The sequence below is a fragment of the Kribbella sp. NBC_01510 genome, from assembly GCF_045040325.1.
Classification (GTDB): Bacteria; Actinomycetota; Actinomycetes; order Propionibacteriales; family Kribbellaceae; genus Kribbella.
This window is the reverse complement of the sequence record NZ_CP109418.1, coordinates 8,491,033-8,513,953: the sequence shown is the minus strand read 5'-3', so window position 1 is coordinate 8,513,953 and position 22,921 is coordinate 8,491,033. Positions and strand designations below refer to the sequence as shown.

22 protein-coding genes are annotated in these 22,921 nt (G+C 69.1%); 14 read left to right on the top strand and 8 right to left on the bottom strand.

What is annotated here, in order from left to right; all coding sequences use genetic code 11:
- Positions 1-381: 381 nt before the first annotated feature.
- Together OG558_RS41555 and OG558_RS41550 are read right to left on the bottom strand one after the other, a co-directional pair.
- Positions 382-1,074 carry a hypothetical protein gene (locus OG558_RS41555; RefSeq protein ID WP_405067940.1) on the bottom strand — a complete coding sequence of 231 codons (693 nt, stop codon included), beginning with the start codon at positions 1,072-1,074 and terminating at the stop codon, positions 382-384.
- A gap of 3 nt (positions 1,075-1,077) precedes the next feature.
- Complete coding sequence (locus OG558_RS41550) at positions 1,078-1,545, bottom strand: hypothetical protein (RefSeq protein ID WP_405067939.1); 468 nt, start codon at positions 1,543-1,545, stop codon at positions 1,078-1,080.
- Between the two features lie 108 nt (positions 1,546-1,653).
- Between OG558_RS41550 and ffh the strand changes: the two genes are divergently transcribed.
- The 6 genes from ffh (at position 1,654) to OG558_RS41520 (ending at position 9,180) form a co-directional block, all read left to right on the top strand.
- Complete coding sequence (ffh, locus tag OG558_RS41545; protein WP_405067938.1) at positions 1,654-3,204, top strand: signal recognition particle protein; 1,551 nt, start codon at positions 1,654-1,656, stop codon at positions 3,202-3,204.
- Between the two features lie 247 nt (positions 3,205-3,451).
- The gene (locus OG558_RS41540) at positions 3,452-4,783 is read left to right on the top strand and encodes a lytic transglycosylase domain-containing protein (protein WP_405067937.1); all 1,332 of its coding nucleotides are present in this window, start codon (positions 3,452-3,454) and stop codon (positions 4,781-4,783) included.
- Positions 4,784-4,983: 200 nt separating this feature from the next.
- Positions 4,984-6,120, top strand: coding sequence for a lytic transglycosylase domain-containing protein (locus tag OG558_RS41535; RefSeq protein ID WP_405067936.1), 1,137 nt, complete (start codon positions 4,984-4,986; stop codon positions 6,118-6,120).
- Positions 6,121-6,145: 25 nt separating this feature from the next.
- Entirely contained in the window at positions 6,146-7,234 is a 1,089-nt protein-coding gene (locus OG558_RS41530) for an amidohydrolase family protein (RefSeq protein ID WP_405067935.1), read from the top strand.
- 84 nt (positions 7,235-7,318) lie between these two features.
- Positions 7,319-8,551, top strand: coding sequence for a histidine kinase (locus OG558_RS41525; RefSeq protein WP_405067934.1), 1,233 nt, complete (start codon positions 7,319-7,321; stop codon positions 8,549-8,551).
- Complete coding sequence (locus OG558_RS41520) at positions 8,542-9,180, top strand: response regulator (protein WP_405067933.1); 639 nt, start codon at positions 8,542-8,544, stop codon at positions 9,178-9,180. Before OG558_RS41525 ends, OG558_RS41520 begins: the two co-directional genes overlap by 10 nt.
- A 67-nt stretch (positions 9,181-9,247) precedes the next feature.
- Here the strand turns inward: OG558_RS41520 and OG558_RS41515 are convergent, their stop codons facing one another.
- Together OG558_RS41515 and OG558_RS41510 are read right to left on the bottom strand one after the other, a co-directional pair.
- Positions 9,248-10,597, bottom strand: a complete 1,350-nt coding sequence (locus OG558_RS41515) for an SPFH domain-containing protein (protein WP_329479560.1) — start codon at positions 10,595-10,597, stop codon at positions 9,248-9,250.
- A 40-nt stretch (positions 10,598-10,637) separates the two neighbouring features.
- Complete coding sequence (locus OG558_RS41510) at positions 10,638-10,832, bottom strand: hypothetical protein (protein ID WP_184830799.1); 195 nt, start codon at positions 10,830-10,832, stop codon at positions 10,638-10,640.
- 124 nt (positions 10,833-10,956) lie between these two features.
- Here OG558_RS41510 and OG558_RS41505 point away from each other — a divergent pair, with 124 nt between their 5' ends.
- Together OG558_RS41505 and OG558_RS41500 are read left to right on the top strand one after the other, a co-directional pair.
- A complete protein-coding gene (locus tag OG558_RS41505) occupies positions 10,957-11,340 on the top strand; it encodes a hypothetical protein (protein WP_329479558.1) in 384 nt (127 codons plus the stop codon).
- A gap of 1 nt (position 11,341) precedes the next feature.
- Positions 11,342-13,564, top strand: a complete 2,223-nt coding sequence (locus OG558_RS41500; RefSeq protein ID WP_405067932.1) for a caspase family protein — start codon at positions 11,342-11,344, stop codon at positions 13,562-13,564.
- Here the strand turns inward: OG558_RS41500 and OG558_RS41495 are convergent.
- From OG558_RS41495 to OG558_RS41480, 4 genes are all read right to left on the bottom strand, one after another.
- Positions 13,530-14,354 carry a carbohydrate ABC transporter permease gene (locus tag OG558_RS41495; protein ID WP_405072285.1) on the bottom strand — a complete coding sequence of 275 codons (825 nt, stop codon included), beginning with the start codon at positions 14,352-14,354 and terminating at the stop codon, positions 13,530-13,532. The genes OG558_RS41500 and OG558_RS41495 overlap by 35 nt on opposite strands.
- Positions 14,354-15,304, bottom strand: a complete 951-nt coding sequence (locus tag OG558_RS41490) for a carbohydrate ABC transporter permease (RefSeq protein WP_405067931.1) — start codon at positions 15,302-15,304, stop codon at positions 14,354-14,356. The genes OG558_RS41495 and OG558_RS41490 overlap by 1 nt, the downstream gene beginning before the upstream one ends.
- A 115-nt stretch (positions 15,305-15,419) precedes the next feature.
- Positions 15,420-16,706 carry an ABC transporter substrate-binding protein gene (locus OG558_RS41485; RefSeq protein ID WP_405067930.1) on the bottom strand — a complete coding sequence of 429 codons (1,287 nt, stop codon included), beginning with the start codon at positions 16,704-16,706 and terminating at the stop codon, positions 15,420-15,422.
- A 5-nt stretch (positions 16,707-16,711) separates the two neighbouring features.
- Complete coding sequence (locus OG558_RS41480) at positions 16,712-17,659, bottom strand: carbohydrate kinase family protein (protein ID WP_405067929.1); 948 nt, start codon at positions 17,657-17,659, stop codon at positions 16,712-16,714.
- A 206-nt stretch (positions 17,660-17,865) separates the two neighbouring features.
- Between OG558_RS41480 and OG558_RS41475 the strand changes: the two genes are divergently transcribed.
- The 6 genes from OG558_RS41475 (at position 17,866) to trmD (ending at position 22,778) form a co-directional block, all read left to right on the top strand.
- Positions 17,866-18,618 (top strand): DeoR/GlpR family DNA-binding transcription regulator, encoded by a 753-nt coding sequence (locus OG558_RS41475; RefSeq protein WP_405067928.1) that lies wholly within the window; start codon positions 17,866-17,868, stop codon positions 18,616-18,618.
- Entirely contained in the window at positions 18,615-19,958 is a 1,344-nt protein-coding gene (locus OG558_RS41470; RefSeq protein WP_405067927.1) for a 6-phospho-beta-glucosidase, read from the top strand. Before OG558_RS41475 ends, OG558_RS41470 begins: the two co-directional genes overlap by 4 nt.
- Before the next feature lie 174 nt (positions 19,959-20,132).
- The gene (gene rpsP, locus OG558_RS41465) at positions 20,133-20,666 is read left to right on the top strand and encodes a 30S ribosomal protein S16 (protein ID WP_405067926.1); all 534 of its coding nucleotides are present in this window, start codon (positions 20,133-20,135) and stop codon (positions 20,664-20,666) included.
- A gap of 5 nt (positions 20,667-20,671) precedes the next feature.
- A complete protein-coding gene (locus OG558_RS41460; protein WP_328526964.1) occupies positions 20,672-20,923 on the top strand; it encodes an RNA-binding protein in 252 nt (83 codons plus the stop codon).
- A gap of 96 nt (positions 20,924-21,019) precedes the next feature.
- Positions 21,020-21,568: a ribosome maturation factor RimM gene (gene rimM / locus OG558_RS41455; RefSeq protein WP_405067924.1), complete on the top strand. Its 549-nt coding sequence runs from the start codon at positions 21,020-21,022 to the stop codon at positions 21,566-21,568.
- Positions 21,569-21,578: 10 nt separating this feature from the next.
- Positions 21,579-22,778, top strand: coding sequence for a tRNA (guanosine(37)-N1)-methyltransferase TrmD (gene trmD / locus OG558_RS41450; RefSeq protein ID WP_405067923.1), 1,200 nt, complete (start codon positions 21,579-21,581; stop codon positions 22,776-22,778).
- Positions 22,779-22,921 lie beyond the last annotated feature (143 nt).

Genomic DNA, 22,921 nt, shown 5'->3' with positions numbered 1-22,921 from the left:
CTAACCAATAGATCATCCTTTATCGGTTAGATCCTTTCGGCCGGAGGACCCTGTTGTCAATGACCTCGCTCAGGCGATCGGCGTCCGTGCGGGCCTGGTCCGGCAGACGGTCCGGGCCGCCGGGATCCGTCACCTGGCACGGGTCTGCTCCACGTGGCCTGGGACGCCGGTGCGAGCCCGGCAAGAAATCTGAGCTCACTTGGCTCGTCGTGTTGCTGCGAGCGGTGCTGCTCCGGCCGAGCGGTGGTCACGGCGGTTTGCAATGGCGTCGCCGGGAACGGCTGGAACGGTGTCCGCAGGTAGTGCCGCCGGATCTCGTCGATCTTCGCGTTCAGTGCTTGGCGGACTTTCTCCGCGACGTAGTGACCGGTCGTCGTCCGCTCATCCTGCAGGCGTGGCCACAGCTCGTGCGTCATGGTGGGAATCAGGGCCGCTTGGGCAGCTCGCTGGTGATCCCTCGCGGTGTGGAACTGGTTCCCACAGGCGGTTCTGGACGACGGCCTTCGCCAGTTGGTCGAAGTGCGCGACCGCCGGGCCGCGGGTCAGGTCGTTGATGATCGACACGCGGTCCCGGCGTACGCCGGAGACCTGGTTCACCAGACTGTCGGTCGCTGTGTAGGCGCCCTCGTACTGCGGTTGCGGCATGGAGAGACCGAAGTACCCCGCCTGCCGAGTGAAGAGCCGGAAGTCCTCGATGGCCCGGAGTTCGGCGACTCCCTCCATCAGGCCACGGGAATGCTCGGAACGAACCGCGTTGGGTTCAGCCGGGTCATCTGTCGCGATGCTCGCGTGGGTCGTCTCATGGATGACGGTCGCGAGCGCCTGGGACTGCCCGGCCAGTGCTTCCGGCATGGCGGTGCCGGTCAGGTAGGGCAGTACTGCGCTGCCGGACAGCCGCATCGCGCCGGTTCTCGGAATGAAGCCGCCGAAAGAGGTTTCCGAGTCGCTTGCCCACAGGCTGCCGTTCCAGCGATCGACGCTGGTCGGACGAAGGCTTCGCGCCAGCCGGTACAGCCGAGCGAACTCCAGGTAGGTGGCGGAGTCGCTGGGGACCAGCCTGTCTCCGCCAGTCATCGATCAGCCGCCGTTGCCGGTCGAGTCGTCGAGCGGCCAGGCTGGGTCGCGCAGATCGTTCTCCAGATGCTCGAGGGTCCGCGTCATCGCGCGGATGTGCGGAGCCTCATCCTTGGAAGCGCGGTCCGCGATCGCCCAGATCTGCCGACGGGCTTCCTCCAGGACTGCGATCTGCTCGGCTGCGGATCCACCGGACCGGTAGGCGTCGGCGCTGATGCGGCCGGCCTCGTAGTACAGAGCACTCCAGTGGCGCGCGGGCTCTGGTGGATCGGCCAGCTCCTCGATCAGAGCCATGGTCCAGGTCCGGTCGTGCTCGGACGCGTCCGCGGGCACGAGCGCGCGGAGGCCGCCCTGCACATCCGCGACAGCTGCCTCTGGGTCGTGCCTGATCTTGTCCTGCGCGCGCAGGTAAGCCAGGTTGAACCGCTCGACATCGAACGGCATGCGCTCCTCCTCGATCTGGTCGTACACCGAGCCCAACGCTAGCGATTCCCGGGGTGGGGGCGTGGGAGTTATCCACAGGTTGGGGGGCCGGTAGACTCGGGGAGTTCATCGCTTCGAGGAAACGGACTGTTTCTCGTGTTCGACACGCTTTCCGATCGGCTCTCCACCGCGTTCAAGAATCTGCGGGGCAAGGGCAAGCTGACTGATGCCGACATCGACGCGACCACCCGGGAGATCCGGATCGCGTTGCTGGAGGCCGATGTCGCGCTGCCGGTGGTGCGGGAGTTCATCGCGGCGGTCCGGGAGCGGGCCAGCGGGGCCGAGGTGCGCGGCGGGCTGAACCCGGCGCAGCAGGTGATCAAGATCGTCAACGAGGAACTCGTCAACATCCTCGGTGGCGAGACCCGTGAGCTGCGGATGGCGAAGCGGCCGCCGACGGTGATCATGCTCGCCGGTCTGCAGGGCGCCGGTAAGACCACGTTGGCCGGGAAGCTGGCCAAGTGGCTGAAGGAGACCCAGCACCAGACGCCGATGCTGGTCGCCGCGGACCTCCAGCGGCCGAACGCAGTCACCCAGCTGCAGGTGGTCGGCGGGCAGGCCGGCGTACCGGTGTTCGCGCCTGAGCCGGGTAATGGCGTCGGCGACCCGGTGGACGTCGCCCGCAGGGCGATGGACGAGGCGCGGACCAAGCAGTACAGCGTGGTGATCGTCGACACGGCCGGCCGGCTCGGTATCGACGAGGACATGATGAAGCAGGCCGCGGACATCCGCGACGCGGTGCAGCCGGACGAGGTGCTGTTCGTCGTCGACGCGATGATCGGCCAGGACGCGGTGACGACGGCCCGGGCCTTCGAGGACGGGGTCGGTTTCGACGGTGTTGTGCTGACCAAGCTCGACGGTGACGCCCGCGGTGGTGCCGCGCTGTCGATCGCGCAGGTCACCGGCCGCCAGGTGATGTTCGCCAGCAACGGCGAGAAGCTCGAGGACTTCGACGTTTTCCACCCCGACCGGATGGCGTCCCGCATCCTCGGCATGGGCGACGTGATGAGCCTGATCGAGCAGGCCGAGCGCTCCTTCGACGCCGAGGAGGCCGCCAAGACCGCGGCGAAGCTGCAGAAGCGTGGCGGCAAGGACTTCACGCTGGACGACTTCCTCGCCCAGATGCAGTCGGTCCGCAAGATGGGCCCGCTGACCAAGATCTTCGGCATGCTGCCCGGTGCGAACCAGTTCAAGGACCAGCTGGAGAACTTCGACGAGCGTGAGATCGACCGGATCGAGGCGGTCATCCACTCGATGACCCCGGCCGAGCGGACCGATCCGAACATCATCAACGGCTCCCGCCGGGCCCGGATCGCGAAGGGTTCGGGCACCGAGGTCGCCACCGTCAGCGGTCTGGTCGAGCGGTTCTTCGAGGCGCGGAAGATGATGTCCGCGATGGCCTCGGGCAAGGGGATCCCGGGGATGCCGGGGATGCCAGGAGCCGGCGCAGGCGGTGCGCGGAAGGCCAAGCAGCAGTCGAAGAAGGGCAAGAAGCGCGGCTCCGGCAACCCGGCCAAGCGGGCGAACCAGGGCACCTCCCAGCCGGCCGCCCCGCAGCCCGGTCAGCTGCCGGCCGCGTTCGGCGGCGGGCAGGACGGCGACTTCGAGCTGCCGGACGACCTCAAGAAGATGCTCGGGGGCAACTGACCTCTACGTCGCTGATGTCGGATTTGTCATCTGATCAGCTGACGCCGCGGCGCCCGGTCCGGCCTATGGTGGTGGACGGGGAGCGGGAGTGAATTCTGGCCGACGTGGGGTTGAACGCGACCGTTCGGCACCCGGTCACTGTATGAAGTGGCGCACCGTTACCGGTTGCCCACGACCCTGTGACGACTAAGATCGTGCCTGCGCCCGAGAGACACACCACTGCGGAATGCGTCGAAGGACGGTTCGGATGAGGCAGCAGTTCAAGAACCTGGACACGTGGCGGGGGAAGTTGACCGCCACCTGGGTCTGCTTGGCTCCGCCCACCGCCATGGTCGCCGTCTTCGTCGTCGGTGGCGTCACCTCGAACACGTTCATCGTCGACGCCCACGCGCTGGCCGCTCCGCGCGAGGACGCAGTCTTCAACGACCTGGCCAACAACGTCCCGAAGCAGCCCGGTGTCGACGGCAGCCTCCCGACCCAGGAGAAGTCGACGGTCCAGGTCCCGATCACGGGTACGACGACTGGCACGGTGCAGCCGATTTCCGGCATCACCGGCGACACCTCGGGCATCCCGGGCACGGTGCTGGCGGCGTACCAGAAGGCTGCCAACGATCTCGCGCTGGCGATGCCCGGCTGCCATCTGACCTGGCCACTGCTGGCCGGCATCGGCAAGGTCGAGTCCGCGCACGCCAGCGGCGGCAAGGTCGAGCCGAACGGGAACACCCGCGGCAGGATCCTGGGACCGGTGCTCAACGGCGGCCCAGGGATGGCCGCGATCGCGGACACCGACCACGGTGTGTACGACGGCGATGCGAGCTGGGACCGTGCGGTCGGGCCGATGCAGTTCATCCCGGGGACGTGGACGACGTTCGGCGCGGACGGCAACGGCGACGGGATCAAGGACCCGCACAACGTGTTCGACGCGGCCCGGGCGGCGGGGGACTACCTGTGCGCCGGCGGTGCGAACCTGGCTGACCCACAGGGCCTCGTGCAGGCAGTGCTGCGGTACAACCACTCGATGGACTACGTGTCGACCGTGCTGCGGTGGATGCAGACGTACAGCACGCAGACGGTGACGATCCCGGACACCCAGGGCGTGATCACCCCGCCGACCGACGACACCGGCAACGTCGACCGGAGCAACGACCCGACCCGGACCGGCACCACGACGACGACGCCGACTCCGTCCCCGACACCGACGGTTCAGCCGACGACGACGCGACCGACCACGGGCCGGCCGAGCACGCCGGCGCCGACCACGACGTCCAACAGCCCGGCCACCCCGCCGTCCTCGACACCGACGTCGACGAAGCCGCCCTCGACGCCGCCGACCACGACGCCGACGCCGACGCCGACTCCGACCCCCACGCCGACACCGACCCCCACGCCGACCCCCACGCCGACGCCGACACCGACCCCCACGCCGACGCCAACACCGACGTGCACGCCGGCGCCGACGGAGACACCGACCGCGACCCCGACGGCCACTCCGACCCCGGATCCGTGCGTCACCACGACGCCGGCGGGCGACCCGACCTCCGAGTCGACGCCAGCGCAGGCGGCCCAGCCGGCCAACTGACCCGGTGCGGTAACGCGGCAGATTACCTGGGAGCCCGTTTTCGCACGTGTTGGCGGGTCAGGTAACTTTGCGTCGTCTTGATGTAACTTTCTGGCGTATGGATCGTTGAGGGGACTATGCGCCTAACCCGTAGTGGTAACCGTCGGGTCAAAATCATCATCGCGTCACTGTGCACAGCCCCCCTCCTGGTCGGGGCCATCGTGACAGTCGCTTCGGGTGGGGCCGGTGCCTCCGGCTCGCTCGTGGCGGACAGCCCGGTCGCTCCATCGCCTGGAGCCGGGCTGAACAGCGGTGAGTTCGACGAACTGACGATGATCGTGCCGCAGCGTCCCGGTGTGGACGGCCGGCTCGGATCCGACAAGCCCGCCCGCGCCGACGTCCCCGTCCAGGGGGCGACCGACGGCAGATCCGTCGTCCGGCCCGGGCGGCCGGGTGCCGTCAACGGCATCCCGCGCGGGGTCTTCCCCGCCTACCGCCGCGCCACCGCGAACCTCGCCGTCGTCCGGCCGAACTGTGGGCTGACCTGGCCGTTGCTGGCCGGCGTCGGCAAGGTCGAGTCCGACCACGCCAGTGGCGGCCGGGTCGACGTGGCCGGCACCACCCGCGGCAAGATCCTCGGCCCGGTGCTGAACGGCCGGAGCGGCAACGGCCGGATCACCGACTCCGACAAGGGCCGGTACGACGGCGATCCGACCTGGGACCGTGCGGTCGGGCCGATGCAGATCATCCCGCAGGTGTGGGACGAGTTCGGGGCCGACGGCAACGGCGACGGCTTCCGCAACCCGAACAACGTGTACGACGCCGTCACCACGGTCGCGGTGGTGCTGTGCTCCGAGGGTGACGACCTGAAGCAGCCGCGCGACCTCGTCGCCGCCCTGCTGCGGTACCAGCACTCCAAGGACTTCGTCGCCACCGTGCTGAAGTGGATGCGGGTCTACAGCAAGAACGCGGTCCTGATCCTGAACGCCAAGGGCAGCCTGTCGGTGCCGAAGTCGTCTGGCAACGCCGAGCGCAAGGTCGACCCGCGCGCGGTGCCGGACATCCCGGACGACACCACGGCGACCTCGACGACGGCGACACCGCTGCCGACGACGCGGCCGTCCACGCCGATCGGCGAGGCGACGCAGCCGGACCCGGTCACGACGCCGACGCACCGGCCGACCCGGCCGACGCAGACGCCGACCAGGACGCCTACGCAGACGCCGACCCCGACGCCCACTGCGACCCCGACGCCGACCCCCACGCCGACGCCGACGGACACCCCGTCCGGTACGCCGTGCGCGAGCAACGACCCGACCACCCCGACCTGCACGCCGGGCGGCGGCTCGCACGGGTGACGGAACGCCGGATACGGTCGGCCCTATGACTGAACCCGGCGTACTCAGGCTGGTCGGCACGGTGCTGCCGGCCGGCGAGCAGCGGGAGCTCCACCTGAGCGGTGGGCTGGTCGTCGACCGGCCCACCGCTGCCGATGTCAGCACCGTGCACACCGGTGGCTGGATCGTGCCCGGGCTGGTCGACGCGCACTGCCACATCGGCCTCGACCAGCACGGCGCCGTCGACCGGGAAACCCAGGAGCAGCAGGCGATCGCCGACCGCGCGGCCGGCGCGCTGCTGGTCCGGGATGCCGGTTCGGCCGCGGACACCCGCTGGATCGACGAGCGCGAGGATCTGCCGAAGATCATCCGGGCCGGCCGCCACATCGCCCGGTCGAAGCGCTACATCCGCAACTACGGCTGGGAGATCGAGCCGGACGAACTGGTCGCGTACGTCGAGCAGGAGGCCGGCCGTGGTGATGGCTGGGTCAAGCTGGTCGGCGACTGGATCGACCGGGACGCCGGCGACCTCACCGCGTGCTGGCCGGCCGAGGCGCTGACCGCGGCGATCGCCCGCGCCCACGAGCTCGGCGCGCGGGTCACCGCGCACGTGTTCGGCGAGCACGCCCTCCCTGATCTGCTTGCCGCCGGCATCGACTGCATCGAGCACGGCACCGGCCTGCTGCCGGACATGCTCGACCGGATGGCCGAGTACGGCGTCGCGGTGGTCCCGACGCTGGTCCAACTGGAGAACTTCCCGCAGTACGCCGACCAGGCCGCCGCCAAGTTCCCGGTGTACTCGACCCACATGCGCGACCTCTACGATCGCCGCCTGGTCCGGCTGCGGGACGCTTACGAGGCCGGCGTACCGGTGTACGCCGGGACCGACGCCGGCGGCGTACTCGGGCATGGCCTGGTGGCGCAGGAGATCCAGGCCCTGACCGAGATCGGGATGTCGGGGGAGCAGGCGCTGGCCGCCGGGTCGTGGGGTGCGCGCGAGTGGCTCGGCGCGCCCAGTGAGCTGAGGCCCGGCGATCCGGCGGACTTGGTCGTGTACGAGGAGGACCCGCGGGCGAACCCGGCCGTCCTGACCCACCCGCGGCTGATCATCCTCCGCGGTCGAATGATCCCTTGATCGGCCCCGCTCCAGCTCATGCCAGCAGGAACAGTAGAGCCTGCTGTACCGACGGGCGGCGGTAGGTTGCCGGAGGATTGAGGCATGTTGACCAAGATCTGGCTCCGGGGCCTTCGCGCCAGTGGATACCTGGTGGTCCGCTCTCTGAAGGCGATGGTGCTGCTGGCCGCGCTGCCGATCGGCCTGCTGGTCGGCTGGGCCTTCCCGGGCGGGACCGCAAGCCTGGTCCGGCTCGCGAACAATGAGCGGTACAACGCGACGGGGTACCTCGGTCTGGCGCAGGACCCGCCGCTGCCGCTGGCCGCCCCGCGCAAGCCGGGCGACGTCGTGACGCTGTTCCGGGACAAGTCCTTCAAGCGCAGCCTGTGGATTCTGCTCGGGCCCCTGGTCATGATCCCCGAACTGATCATCGGGGTGATCTCGGTGAGCGGGATCCCCTCGGCACTCCTCAGCATGGCGCTGTGGCCGTTCACCTCAGGCCAGTCCAGCCTGATGGCTGTCGACGTCGACAGCTGGTTGAAGGCACTGACACTCGGCCCGCTGCAGGTGGCAGTCACTCTGGGCTTCCTGGGCTGGGTCGCGCCGGCCGTGGCCCGCGGACACGCTCGAGCGGTACGGCAGCTGCTCGCACCGAGTCAGGCCGAGTTGGACACCGCACGGTTGCAGCAGCGGGTCGTGGAGCTGACCAGGAGCCGGGCCGGCGCCGTGGACTCGCATGGTGCAGAGCTACGGCGCATCGAACGCGACCTGCACGACGGCACGCAAGCTCAACTGGTGTCACTGGCCATGCGGATCGGCATCGCCAGGCAGACCATGGCCGACGACCCGGAGAAGGCGGCCAAGCTGCTCGACGACGCCCGCGACGGTGCAGAGCAGGCGATGAACGAGCTGCGTGGCGTACTGCGGACCATGTACCCGCCGATCCTCGCCGACCGCGGTCTGGACGGTGCGGTCTCCGCACTGTGCGCTCGCTGCCCACTGCCCGTCGACCTCCGGCTGGGCGAGCTCGGGCAGGTGCCGGCACCCGTGGAAGCGGCTGCGTACTTCGTCGTCGCCGAGTCGCTCACCAACGTGACGAAGCACAGTGCCGCCGGGCATGTCGACGTACTGATGGAGCGGCGTGGTTCTGAGCTCTGTCTGGTGATCACCGACGACGGGATCGGTGGAGCGCGGATCAACGAGCAGTCCGACCTGCTGGGTCGGGGGAGTGGGCTGCATGGGATGCTCCACCGGGTGCAGGCGATCGACGGTCAGGTAGAGCTGCAGAGCCCGATCGGTGGGCCGACCACTATCGAGGTGATCCTTCCGTGCGGGTGATGATCCTCGAGGACAACCCGATCCTCGCCGAAGGCCTCAGCCTGCTCCTGGACAACTCCGGCTTCGAGGTTGCCGCGATCGCCACCGACGCCGAGGAGTTCGCGGAGGCGATGGCGACGCACGAGGTGGACATCGCGGTGGTCGACGTACGCCTCCCGCCGACCTTCACCGACGAGGGCCTCCGTGCCGCGATCGAGGCCCGCCTGGTCCGGCCCGGCCTCCCGGTGCTGGTCTTCTCGCAGTACGTCGAGGAGGTCTACGCGGCCGAATTACTTGCGGCCGGCAGTGAAGGCGTCGGCTATCTGCTGAAGGACCGGGTGTCCCGAGTCGACGAGTTCATTGAGGCGGTACGGCGGGTGGCCGCGGGAGGGACTGTGCTCGACCCGGAGGTGGTCAGCCAGCTGATGGTCAAGCGGAGCAACCCACTGGACCGGCTGACGCCACGGGAACATGAGGTACTCGCGCTGATGGCGGAGGGACTCGGCAACACAGCGATCGCCGAGAAGCTGGTGATCTCCGAAGGCGCCGTCCACAAGCACGTCGGCAACGTCTTCCTCAAGCTCGACCTGCCCCCGACCGATTCCGGTCACCGCCGCGTGCTCGCCGTACTCGCGCACCTCGGGCTCTGAAAGCCGTAACGTCCGAAGAACCGAGCGCTATAGGCCACAGTTTTTCGGACGTTACGCGGGGGTCTTACTACGCGGTCTCGTCGGGGACGGACTCTAGGAGGGGCTTCTCGTTCTTCTTGGTGGCCAGGGAGTCGATCAGCTGCTTGGCCAGTGCGAAGCCGGAGCCGCCCATGGTGATGGTCTTCACCAGGGTGTCCTCGATGCCCTGGGCACCGTTCAGCACGACCATGTTGCCGACCTTGTCGAACGACGACGACGCCGCCCGGACGATCTCCGGGTACGCCTCGGCCAGCTGCTGGGCGACGACCGCGTCGGTGTTGGTGGCCAGCGCCTCGGCCCGGGCCTTGATGCCGGCCGCCTCGGCCATCGCCTTCGCCTGGACGGCGGCGGCCTCGGCCTTACCGGTCAGCTCGGTCGCCTTCGCCTGCGCCTCACCGCGCAGGTGGACCTCCCGGGCCTGAGCCTCGGCGGCCGCGATCTGCGCGTCACGGGCGGCCTGGGCGAGTGTGCGCTGCCGGTACGCCTCGGCATCGGCCGGCTTCAGCACGGTCGACTCCAGCTGCTTCTCGGCCAGCGATGCGTTCAGCTTCGCGGTCTCCGTCTCGGCGACCACGACCTCCTGCCGGGCCAGCGCCTCGGCCAGCGGGCCGGACTGGGACGCCTTCGAGTTGGCCTGGTCGACCTCGGCCTGGTAGCCGGCCTGGGCGATCGAGCTCTCCCGGACGGCCGCGGCCTTCTGCGCCGCGGCGGCCTGCTCGCGCTCGGTCGCCTCCCGGTCGCGCTCGGCCTGCGCGATCCGGGCCGCGGCCTCGACCGCGGCGGCCTGCGGGCGGCCCAGGTTCTTGATGTAGCCGGACTCGTCGTCGATCTCCTGGATCTGCAGCGAGTCGACCACCAGGCCGAGCTTCTCCATGTCGCCGGCCAGCGAGCCGCGGATGTTCGTGGTCAGCGTCTCCCGGTCGTGCAGCATCTCCTCGACCGTGGTCGAGCCGACGATCGCCCGCAGGTGACCGGCGAACAGCTCGTGGATCGTGCTCATCACCTGCTCGTCGCTCTGCTCCAGGAACCGCCGGGCCGCGTTCGCGATCGAGCCGTAGTCGTCACCGACCTTGTACGCCGTGACGCCCTTGATGTGCAGCGGGATGCCCTGGCTGGACACGCAGGTGACGGTCAGCGGTGTCGCGCGGATGTCCAGCGGCAACCGCCGTACGGTCTGGAAGCCCGGCAGTACGGCGGTGCCGCGGCCGACCACGATCTTGAAGCCGAGCGTCTCGTTGATCTGCTCGGAGCTCGAGTGCGCGCCGAGGCCGGAGATGATCAGAGCCTCGTTCGGCTCCGCCACCCTCCAGACCATCCGGAACACGATGAGGAGGACGACCACCGCCACCGCGGCGATGATCACGTACGTCCAGAGCATTTCCCCTCCAGGGGCTGTACAGATTCAGAGGAACAGGGAGTCAGATGGCGCGAGCGACGTACACGGTGCGGGGCGGGTCGAAATCGACCACGACCACCTGTGTGCCCACCTCGATCACCTCGTCGGTCGCCGGGTAAGCGTAGAAGGCCTCGGTGGCACCCCGGACCGGCAGCATCACCTCGCCGACGATCCCCGGTGCGATCCGGCCGATCACACGTCCCCGCTTGCCCACCATGACGCCCCTCCGACGTACAGCTGCCACTCTGGGTTCCGCAGCCTACCCGCAGGTCACGCCTTGTCGCCGGGACGGCACAGGAGCATGGTTGAACCACGCGCGGCCTGGGGGGCGGGGAGGGGTCATGAGCGCCGATGTTCGCGTAGGGGTGGTCGAGGAGGGATCCGACGAGGCGCGGCTCGAGGAGCTGGCGCTGTTGCTGCGGGAGGAGTTGCTGACGCTCGACGTCCAGTCGGTCGAGCCTTACTACGAGGGTGCGGCACCCGAGGGGACGCGGAGCGGCCTCGCCGCGCTCGCAGGCGTTCTGTCCGTCTCGTTGGCACCTGGCCTGCAGGCGATCGGCGCGGTTGTCGCCGTCGTGCGAGGGTGGCTGCGCAGGTCCGGCGGCGGGCGGACGGTGAAGCTCACGATCGACGGGGACGTGATCGAGCTGACCGGTGCCAGCGATCGGGCGCAGCAGGAACTCGTGGACGCCTTCATCCGGCGTCACAGCGGCGCGGACGGATGAGATGGGCGGCTCGCGCGTCGCGCTCGTCGTAGCCAACGACGAGTACGCCGATCCTGGGCTGCGCAGCCTGGCCGCCCCGGCCCAGGACGCGGCCGCGCTGGCGGAGGTGCTGACGGATCCGTCGATCGGCGGGTTCGAGGTCCGCGTTCTGCACAACGAATCGGCCCAGGAGATCAGGTTCGCGGTCGAGGACTTCTTCGCCGACCGCGCGCCCGAGGACCTGCTGTTGCTGCACTTCTCCTGCCATGGCTTGAAGAACGCGGCCGGCGAGCTGTTCCTGGCCGTCGCGGACACCCTGCCGACGAGGCTTGCGTCGACCGCGGTGGCGGCGGACTTCGTCAACCGGCAGATGGCCGACAGCCGCGCCCAGCGGATCGCACTGTTCCTGGACTGTTGCTACGGCGGCGCATTCCCGCGGGGCATGGTGGTCCGCGCGTCCGGCGAGGCGCAGGTCCGGGACGCGTTCGCCGGGCAGGAGCAGGTCGGCGGCGGGCGTGGCCGCGTGATCGTCACGGCGTCCAGCGCGATGGAGTACGCCTTCGAGGGCGGCCAGCTGACAGCGGATGCGTCGACGCCGGCTCCGTCGGTGTTCACCAGCGCCGTCGTGGACGGCCTGACCACCGGTGAGGCGGACAAGGATGGCGACGGTTGGGTCGGACTCACCGAGCTGGTCGGGTACGTGACCGACCGGGTTCATCGGGTCACGCCGAACCAGAACCCGCAGATGTGGACGTTCGGATCGCAGGGTGAGCTGCTGATCGCGCGCAGCCGGATCCGCCGGATCACCCCGGCCCCGCTCGCCCCCGAACTGTCGGAGGCGATGGAGAGTCCGTTGCCGGCAGCAAGGTTCGGGGTCGTCGACTACCTGCGTGAGCGCCTGGACGACGCGGATCTCGCGCAGGCGTACGCCGCGTGGCAGGCACTGCACCGGATGGTCGACGACGACAGCCGCAAGGTCTCCGAAGCGGCAACCGAAGCAATCGCCCGAGGCGTCCCGCGGGTCGCGCCGGCCGAGCTAGACCTCGAGCTGGCCGATGGTGTGGCGGTGGGTGAACTGCGGGTCGAGGGACCACCGATCGCCCGGATCGCCGTCGCGTCATCCGAGGTCCGCTGGGTCCGGGTGGAGCAGGAAGGCGCGACCGTGCGGGTGACCGCTGCGCCTACCGCACCGACTGACCGCCTCGCTTCGGTGATCGTCGAGGGACCGACTGGGCAGTGCACGGTGCCGGTCCGGCTGACGATGCCGGACACCGAGTCCGAACCACCACCCCCACCACCCGAACCCGAACTCCCGGCCAAGCCGACCCCGATCCCGAAGCCGCCGGAACCCGAGCAGGCACAGCCGACGCCGACCGTCGGCCAGTCCCCGCAACCCAAGCCCAGGCCGCAACCCGAGCCGTCCCCCCAACCCCGGTCGACCACGCAACCTGCGGGCGTGCTGCGACCGGTGGTGGCCGGCCGCCGGCCGACGGCCTCCGGGCCTCCGGCGAGCACGGTTCCCTGGTGGCTGATCGCCGTACTGGTCGTCGGCTCGCTCTTCCTCGTCCTGGTGAACTGGCCGGGGTCCACCGACTCCCGCAAGCTCTGGTATGACCCGGACACCACCGGCTGGTACGTCCACCGCAGCCCGGGCGACCCGTTGTTCCTGGCCTCGATCGCTGCCCTGCTGGCATCGCTGGGCGCTCGCTGGTGGGGCCGCGTCGCTCTCGGCGTCGTGGCCGGCTGCGCGGTGTCCGCGCTTACAGCCGGCGTCATAGTCCTCGGCGGCGGCATCACCGCCTTCGACACCGGCGCCTGGGTCGCTACCGCGGCGACCGCGGCCGTACTGATCGTCGTACTCCTGGTCGGACTGCGGCCCGGGAACTGGCCGTGGTGGCCGGTTCCGCGAGTGCCGAGCGCCCTGGTTGTGGCCGGCGGCATCGTGTTGCTGGTGGCGTTGCTGGTGAAGGACTCGGACGGCCATTCGCTGCTCACTGTCACCGGGCTGTTCCTGCTCGACCCCCTCGTGACGGTCGCGCTCGGCTGGTCGGCGCTGGCCGCGGTCGAGACCCGGGCCTGGCTGACAGCCGCCGTCGTGACATACGTCGCGCTCGGCGTCATCGGTGCCGTCCCCACCTGGACTCAGGGTGGCTCGGCCCCGGTCTTCCTGATCTATCTGGCCGGCGAGGCTCTGGTCGCCACCGGTGTGCTCATCCACGTACGGCGCCCTCCGTCGCACCCTTGATGAACTGGCGGGCGAAGATCGCGAAGACGATCACCAGCGGCACCATCGCCATCAACGCACCGGTCATCACCATGCTGTAGTCGACGCCGTGCGACCGGTTCAGCGTGGACAGCGCCACCTGCAGCGTGAGGTGGTCGGGATTGGTCAGCACGATCAGCGGCCACATGTAGTCGTTCCAGGACGCGACGAACGTGAAGATGCCGAGGAACGCCAGCGCCGGCCGCGCCGATGGCAGTGCGACGTGCCAGTACGTGCCGAGGAACCCGCAGCCGTCGAGCGTCGCGGCCTCGACCAGTTCGTCGTGGATCGAGTTCTGGAAGTACTGCCGCATCCAGAAAATGCCGAAGGCGTTCGCCGCCCCCGGGATGATCAGCGCCTTCAGCGAACCGACCCACCCGAGGATCGCCATCGTCTGGAACTGGGGCACGGCGGCCAACTGCGCGGGCAGCAGCATCGTCGCCAGCAACAGCACGAACAGCGCCTGCCGTCCGGGGAACCGGAACTTGGCGAAGGTGAACGCGGCCAGCGAATCGAAGAACAGCACCAGCAGCGTGGTGGAGATCGCCACCACCGCGGTGTTCGCCATCGACTGGAAGAACGCTACGTTCGCCAGCACGTGCCGGACGTTGTCGTCGAACTGCGACCCGAAGGTGAACTTCGGCGGGAACCGGTAGATGTCCGCCGTACTGTTCGACGCCATGATGATGGTCCAGGCGAACGGGAACATGAACACCAGCAGGGCCAGCACGAGGACGGCGTGCAGCGCGATCCCGCGCCATCGGTAGCGCATCATCGGTCCTCTCCCCGGCCGCGGAAGATCCGCCAGTTGACGGCCGTGAACAACAGCACGAGGAGGAAGATGCTCAGCGCGATCGCGGCGGCGTACCCGTAGTCGTTGTCCAGGAACGCGGCCCGGTAGAAGAACAGGACGACGGTCATCCCGCTCTGCCCGGTGCCGCCGCTGTTGCCGACCATCACCTGCGGCTCGGTGAAGGTCTGCAGTCCGCCGATGGTCGAGATGATCACGGTGAACAACACGACCGGCCGCAGTTGCGGCAGCGTGATCGAGAAGAACGTCCGGACGGCGCCGGCCCCGTCGACCTTGGCCGCCTCGTACTGCTCTCTCGGGATGGCTTGCAGACCGGCCAGATAGATCAGCGTGTTGTACCCGACCCACTGCCACACGATCATCGTCGAGATCGCGATCTTGATCCCCCAGGGCTCGCCGAGCCAGTCCTGCTGCGGGATGCCCAGCGAGCGCAGGGCCGCGTTGACCAGGCCGAAGTTGGTGCTGAACACCGAACTGAAGAAGATCGCCATCGCCACCAGCGAGGTGACGTTCGGGATGAAGTACGCGATCCGGTAGACGTTCGTGAACCGTACGGCGGACTGCAGCATCACCGCGAGCACCAAGGCAATGGCCAGTGTCGGAACCGTGGACATCAGGAACAGGACCACGGTGTTCTTCAGCGCCTGCCAGAACGTCGGGTCCGCGACCAGGAACCTGAAGTTGTCCAGTCCGGTGAACCGGCGGGCGCTCAGACCGTCCCAGCGCTGGAACGCCAGCACGATCGTCGACACCATCGGGTAGAGCCCGAAGACCGCGAACAGCACGTAGAACGGCGACAGCGCCAGGTAGAACCGCCAGTACGACCAGACCCGGCGCCCGCGCCGCCGACCGGCAGGGGATCCGGTCAGCGGCGCGGTACTCGTGGCCGGCGCGGTTGCCGTTCCGGTCATGGGGCCTCCCGGCCTGGACTGAGGAGCGGAGGGAGCGAAGCGACTGGAGCGACGAGGGAAGGCCGGGAGCACCAGCCCCATGACCCGCCGCGCCGGAGGCGCGGCCATGACTCAGTCATTGCACGCCCTGGCGCTTGGCGATCGCTTTCGCCTTCGACACTGCGGAGGCCCAGGCGGCGTCGGAGGTCTTGGAGCCGGTCTGCACGGTCTTGAGCTCGTCGTGGAACGGCGCGGCCACAGCGTCGTCGAACGGGCTCTGGTACGCCACCGGGATGGCCTTGGCGGCCGGGCCGAAGGTGTCGATCGGCACCTGCCCGCCGAAGAACGGGTCGGCCGCCTTCAGTTGCGGCCTGTCGTACGCCGCCGGTGCGGAGGGGAAGATCTGGGCATCGCCGAACGCCTTCGCCTCGTTGTCCGGGCTGAGCATGTACTTGATCACCTCGAACGCCTTCTGCGGGTCGGCCGCGTTCTTGGTGATCGCGAGGAACGAGCCGCCGAAGTTCGCCGGTCCGCTCGGCGTCGGGGCCAGCCGCCACTTGCCGACGCTGGTCTTGACCGCCGACTTGATGTCCAGCGCCACCCAGGCGGCGCCGATGTGCGCGGGGATCGTGCCCTGGTCGAGGCCGGCGTTCCAGTCCGGGCCACCGCTCGGCGTCTTGCCGTCGATCTTCAGCGTCATCGCCTTGACCGAGGTGTCCCAGGCCTTGCGGATGTGGTCCTGGTCGCCGATGAAGGTGTTGTCCTTGGAGATGTACCGCTCGGTGCCCTGGCCGACGACCATGTCGTACAGGTCGGTGGCGTCCCAGACGAGCGGCGCCTTCGGGTTCGCCTTCTTCAGCTCGACCCCGGCGGCGAAGAAGTCGTCCCAGGTCTTCAGCTGCTCGGCCACCTTGGCCGGGTCGCTCGGCAGTCCGCCGGCGGCGAAAACGTCCTCGCGGTAGAACAGCGCGGTCGGGCCGACGTCGATCGGCAGGCCGATCACCTTGCCGTCCAGCGTCGTGGCCTGCTTGACCTTCCAGTCCAGGTAGTCGCCGAGGATCGAGTCCGCGCCGACCGTCTTCAGGTCCACGAACCGCTCGGCCTGCGGCAGCAGCGAGGCGATGTCCTCGCCCTTGATGCCGGTGATGTCCGGGATGCCCGTACCGCCGTTGAAGGTGGTGATCAGCTTCTGCTTGAAGTCGCCGCCGATCTCGGAGTACTTGATCTTCGGGTCGGGGAAGTGCGCGATCGTGTCGTCGAGCACGGACTTGCCCAGACCGCCCGGCCAGCACCACATCGCCAGCGCGGTGGTGGTGTTCTTCTTCGCCGTCTCCCCGGTGTCCATTCCGGACGAGCAGCCGACGAGGGATCCGCCAAGCACGGCCGTGAAGCCCCCGAGCAGCGTCCGACGTGAGAGCTCCATGGGTTCTACCTTCCTGAGTGGGCGCTGATCAGCGCATGGAGGTGGTGGTCTTCGGGATGCGCGGCCTGCCAGGCCGCCAGGTCCGCCCAACGGGGCGCGGCGTCGGCGCCGCCCAGCCGGGTGACCGACAGCGCGGCGGTGAGTGCGGCGAACCGCACGCGCTGCTCGAGTGGCAGCTCCCATAACGTGGCGGCGATGAAACCGGCGGCGAACACATCACCCGCCCCGGTGGTGTCCGCCGCCGGGACCGGATACGCAGGTACGGCGACTCTCTCGCCAGTACTCGCGTCGAGCGCGAGGGCTCCGGAGGCGCCGTTCGACACGACGACCAGCGGCACCTGCTCCGCCAGCCGGTCGAGCGCCTGCTCCGGACTGTCCGTCCGGGTGTAGCTCATGGCTTCGCCGGCGTTCGGCAGGAACACGTCGCAGTGCTCGAGCTGATCGAGCACGGCGGGGTCCCACTGCTCGGACGGATCCCATCCGACGTCGGCGAACACCACGCAACCGGCCGCTTTCGCCTTCGCCAGCCACTCGTTCGGCCAGGGGCCGATGTGGGCGGCGACGGCTCGGGCGGCCGGTGGCGCGGTGATCAGCTCGTCGGCCGACAGCGGGGGAGGGGTCCCGCGGGTGACGAGTGCCCGATCGTTGTCATAGGCAAGGGCCACGGTGAGCGGGGTCCGCCAGCCGGCGAGCTTGCGGGAGAGAGTCAGGTCGATGCCCTCGGCGGTCAGGCTGTCCCAGATGTGGTCGCCTTCGGGGTCCGCGCCGAACGCTGCGGCCAGTCCGGTCCGCAGGCCGAGCCGGGCGAGCGCGACCGCGAAGTTCGCGATGCCGCCGGGGCTCTCGTGCGAATCGGCGGCCCAGACTTCGGTGCCGGGCCGGGGCGGAGTGGGCAGGCCGAGCACCAGATCCTGGAAGACCAGGCCGGACACCACCACGTCCAGCGCACTCATCCACGTCCTCGCTTCGCTCCGGGCGCGGATGAGGCACGAAAGACGCTGTGTTGGATGGTGAACTCGCTCCGCTCGTCCACGTTTCAGCACGCTCCTGCAGGGTCGATCAAACTCGTGCATGAATCTTGGAGCTACTGCGCAAGATCCGCAATACCTGCTCACGACATTGACTGAAAATGACAGAGTTTGCGTGATACGGTCTGTCTGTGTTGCCGAAGCAGCGACAGGATCAGATCGTCCGCGCGCTCCGGGCCGACGGGGCCGGGGGCGTCAAGGTGCTGGCCGGCCACTTGGGGGTCAGTGAGGCTACGATTCGCCGCGACCTCGAGCAGTTGCACGCCGAGGGCCGGCTCACCCGGGTCTACGGTGGCGCGCTCGCGGTTGACGGCGGTGACGAGCCGTTCGCGGACGTGAACGCCGTACATGCCGAGGAGAAGGACCGGATCGCGCGGCGGGCCGCGGAGTTGGTGAGTGACGGCGAGTCGGTGTTGCTCGACATCGGGACCACCGCGCTGCGGGTCGCGCAGCACCTGCACGGCCGCTCGATGACGGTGGTGACGAGCAATCTCGCCGTACTCGAGGAGTTGCAGCACGACGAGCAGATCGAGCTGATCGTGCTCGGCGGGTTCGTCCGGCGGAGCTACCGGTCCCTGGTCGGGTATCTGACCGAGGAGAGCCTGCGGCAGATCCACGTCGACTGGCTGTTCCTCGGGACCAGTGGGGTCCGGCCGGACGGGCGCGTCATGGACAGCACGATGATCGAGGTGCCGGTGAAGCGCGCGATGATCAAGGCCGCCGACCGGGTGGTGCTGCTGGCGGACCGGACGAAGTTCCCGGGGCACGGGGTTGCGCGGGTCTGCGAGCCGGGCGAACTCTTCATGGTGGTGACCGAGCCCGACGCCGACGAGGCGACCCGGGCCCAACTGGCGGAGGCGGGGGTACAGGTGATGTTGGCGTGAGGCTGACCATTCTCGGCGGCGGTGGATTCCGGGTGCCGCTCGTCTATCAGGCGTTGCTGGGTGATCGTGGCGCCGGGCGGATCACGTCGGTGGTGCTGTACGACGCCGACCGGACGCGGCTCGCGTCGATCGCCGCGGTGCTGCGGCAGCAGGCCGCAGCGGTGGCCGACGCTCCGGTGGTCACCGAAACGACCAATCTGGACGACGCGCTGCGTGGTGCGGATTTCGTTTTCTCGGCCATCCGGGTGGGCGGTCTGGAAGGGCGGACTGTCGACGAGCGGGTCGCGCTGGATCTCGGCGTACTCGGGCAGGAGACGGTCGGAGCCGGTGGGATCGCTTACGGCCTACGGACGCTGCCGGTCGCCGTGGGAATCGCCCAGCGGATCGCGGCGGTCGCGCCCGAGGCCTGGGTCATCAACTTCACCAACCCGGCGGGGATGGTGACCGAGGCGATGATCCCGTACCTGGGGGACCGGGTGATCGGGATCTGTGACTCACCGTCCGGGCTGGGCCGTCGGGCGGCGCTGGCGCTCGGACTCGATCCGTCGACTGCCTTCTACGACTACGCGGGGCTGAACCACCTGGGCTGGCTGCGCGGTCTGCGGTCGGGTGGAGTGGATCGGCTGCCTGAGCTGCTGGCGTCGAGCGATGCGCTGGCGTCGTTCGAGGAGGGGCGGCTGTTCGGCGCGGACTGGCTGCGGTCGTTGGGATGCATCCCGAACGAGTACTTGCATTACTACTACTTCGCGCGCGAGACGCTGGCCGCCGTACAGGGGGTTCGGCAGACGCGGGGGACGTTCCTGCTGGAGCAGCAGTCCGCGTTCTACGCCGAGACCGAGCAGCATCCGGACCACGCGCTGGAGCTGTGGCAGAAGACGCGGGCCGAGCGTGAGTCGACGTACATGGTGGAGAGCCGCGAGATCGCCGACGCGGGAGAGCGCGACGAGCGGGACATGGCGGCCGGGGGATACGAGCAGGTCGCGCTGTCGCTGATGCGGGCGATCGCCCACAACGAGCGGGCCTCCCTGATCCTGAACGTCCGGAACCGTGGCGTACTGCGTCAGTTGGACGACGACGCCGTGGTCGAGATCCCCTGCACGGTCGACGCCAACGGTGCGCTGCCCGTCACGGTGTCCCAGCTGACGGACCACCAGGCCGGTCTGGTCTGCTCGGTCAAGGCTGTCGAACGGTCCACGATCGAAGCCGCGGCCTCCGGATCCCGGGATGCCGCGTTGCGGGCCTTCGCCTGGCATCCTTTGATCGACTCCGTGACCGCCGCGGGGAAGCTTCTCGACGCGTACGCCGGCCAACTGCCGGATCTCGCCCGCTTCCGGGCGTGACGCCGGATTCGTCGCCGTACCCGACTATCTGGCACAATGGCCTGCTGAGTCCGTCCAGGTTCGTGCAGCCCTCTAACTCCACTGCCTGATGCGGCCCATTCGAGTGGTCACCCGTTGTCCCCACGACGCTGTGCTGCTCACCCAGACATGTAATCCAAGGGAGACCCCACAAACGTGGCAGTCAAGATCCGTTTGAAGCGCATCGGCAAGAAGCGTGCGCCGCACTACCGCATCGTCGTGATGGACGCCCGCACCAAGCGTGACGGCCGCGCCATCGAGGAGATCGGCAAGTACAACCCGAAGACCGAGCCGTCGTTCATCCACGTCGAGTCGGACCGGGCGCAGTACTGGCTGAGCGTCGGCGCGCAGCCGACCGAGGCCGTCGAGGCGATCTTCAAGGCCTCCGGCGACTGGCAGAAGTTCAAGGGCGAGGCCGCTCCGGCGCCGCTGCGGGTCAAGGAGCCGAAGCGGGACAAGCAGGAGATCTTCAACGAGGCCCTCGCCGAGGCGCACGGCACGCTGAAGACCGAGGCCGTCACCGCCAAGAAGACCGCGGCGAAGAAGACGGCCGAGAAGAAGGACGACGCGCCCAAGGCCGAGGAGCCCAAGGCCGAGGAGCCCAAGGCCGAGGAGCCCAAGGCCGAGGCTGCTGAGGCTCCGGCCGAGGCTGCCACCGAGGCCGCGCCGGCCGACGACGCCAAGGCCTGACGATGATGGAGACCGAGGCGCTCGAGCACCTGGTCCGAGGCATCGTGGACAACCCCGACGACGTCAGCGTCCGGGCCCGGAACCTGCGGCGTGGCCGCACCCTCGAGGTGCACGTCCACCCCGACGACATCGGCAAGGTGATCGGCCGCAACGGCCGGACCGCCACCGCCATCCGTACCGTCGTCGGCGCCCTCAGCTCCGAGTCCTCCCTGCGCATCGACTTCGTCGACGAGCTCAACCGGCGTCCGCGCCGCTGACTCGCAGCAGTCCCCGAAGGGCCGCACCCCACCGGGTGCGGCCCTTCGCCATATCCTCAGGTGAATCGTCGTGTCTGCAGAGAGAGGTTTGTGCGGGTGTTGGTGACTGTCGGACGGATCGGCCGGGCGCATGGTCTCAAGGGCGAGGTCGGGGTGGACGTCCGCACGGATGAGCCGGATCGGCGGTTCGCGGAGGGCGCGACCGTGGTGACGGACTCGAAGGTGCCGCGGACGCTGACCGTGGCCGCGAGCCGCTGGCACAGTGGGCGGCTGCTGGTGAAGTTCGCCGACGTGCCGGACCGGACCGCGGCCGAGCAGTTGCGGAATCTGACCGTGCGATCCGAGGTCTCGGAGGACGAGCGCCCCGAGGACCCGGAGGAGTACTACGACCGCGAGCTGATCGGCCTGGCCGTCCGCACCGACGACGGCGCCGAGGCCGGAGAGATCATCGACGTCGTACACCTGCCTTCGCAGGACCTCCTGGAGATCCGCCGCCCCGCGGGCAACGCCGTACTCGTGCCACTGGTCGAGGAGCTGGTCCCGGAGATCAACGTGGACAAGCGGTACGTCGTCGTGGCCGACCGGCCCGGTCTGCTGGACCCGGAGGGCGCCGAGGTGGCCCCGACCGAGCCGGGCCCGGAGTGAGGCCGGACAGATGAGGCTGGACGTCGTCACGATCTTCCCGGAGTACCTGGCCGCGCTCGACGTCTCCCTGGTCGGCAAGGCGGCCAAGAGCGGCCTCCTGGACATCCACCTGCACGATCTGCGCGACTGGACCCACGACCGGCACCGAACCGTCGACGACACCCCGTACGGCGGTGGCGCCGGCATGGTGATGAAGCCGGAGCCGTGGGGCCAGGCAATCGACGCCATCGCGCCCGCAGACGGCCCGACGCAACCCCGGCTGATCGTGCCGACGCCCGCAGGCCGCCCTTTCACCCAGGAACTCGCCTATGAGCTCGCGGCTGAGCCATGGCTCGCTTTCGCGTGCGGCCGCTACGAGGGCATCGACGCGCGGGTCGCGTCGTACGCCGGTGAGCGCATGCGGGTCGACGAGGTATCCATCGGCGACTACGTGCTCAACGGCGGTGAGGTCGCCGTACTCGTCATGGTCGAGGCAGTGGCTCGCCTCCTGCCCGGAGTGATCGGCAACCCGGAGTCCCTGGCCGAGGAGTCGCACTCCGGCGACGGCCTGCTCGAGTACCCGGTCTACACGAAACCCCCGAGCTGGCGCGGGTACGACGTACCCGACGTACTGCTCTCGGGGAACCACGGCCTGATCGCGGACTGGCACCACGAGGAGTCGGTACGCCGTACTGCCGAGCGCCGGCCTGATCTGCTCGCGGCGTGGGGCGATGCGGTCGCCGGGAAGGATGATGCCGCGTCTCAGGTCCGGCTGCTGCCGGCCACCGAGGAGGACGCGGGGGAGCTCTACACGCTGCAGCTGGCAGCCTTCCTCTCGGAGGGACGGCTCTACGGCGATCTCGCCATCCCGCCGCTGGCCGAGGAGCTGGACGCGTGTGTCGCCAGGGTCAAGCAGGGCGGCGTGCTCAAGGCGGTCGCGGGCACGCGGATCGTCGGCTCAGTGCACCTGACCGTGGATGGTGAGGTCGGCCACATCGGACGGCTCATGGTTGCGCCGGACTGGCAGGGCCGTGGTCTGGGGGCCCGGTTGCTGCGGGTCGCCGAGCAGCTCGCGCCCGCCGGCGTCACGTCGTACCAGCTCGACACCGGTGCGGAGAGTGACCGCAACCTCGAGCTGTACCGGAAGGCTGGTTACCGTGAGGTACATCGACGGCAGCAAACCGCGAAAGTCGAGCTGGTCGTGCTCACGAAGCGTCGCAAGCGGCGCTGATTTCGGTTCCGCTGGCGCGGTGTGGCAAGATTGCTCGTTGCTGCCCTTCGGTGCTCCTGCCACAGGGGGTGACCACCGACCGGCAGCTTTTGATGACTTCATCACCACCGACATTTCGTGGGTGACCTGTGGCACGCGCGAGG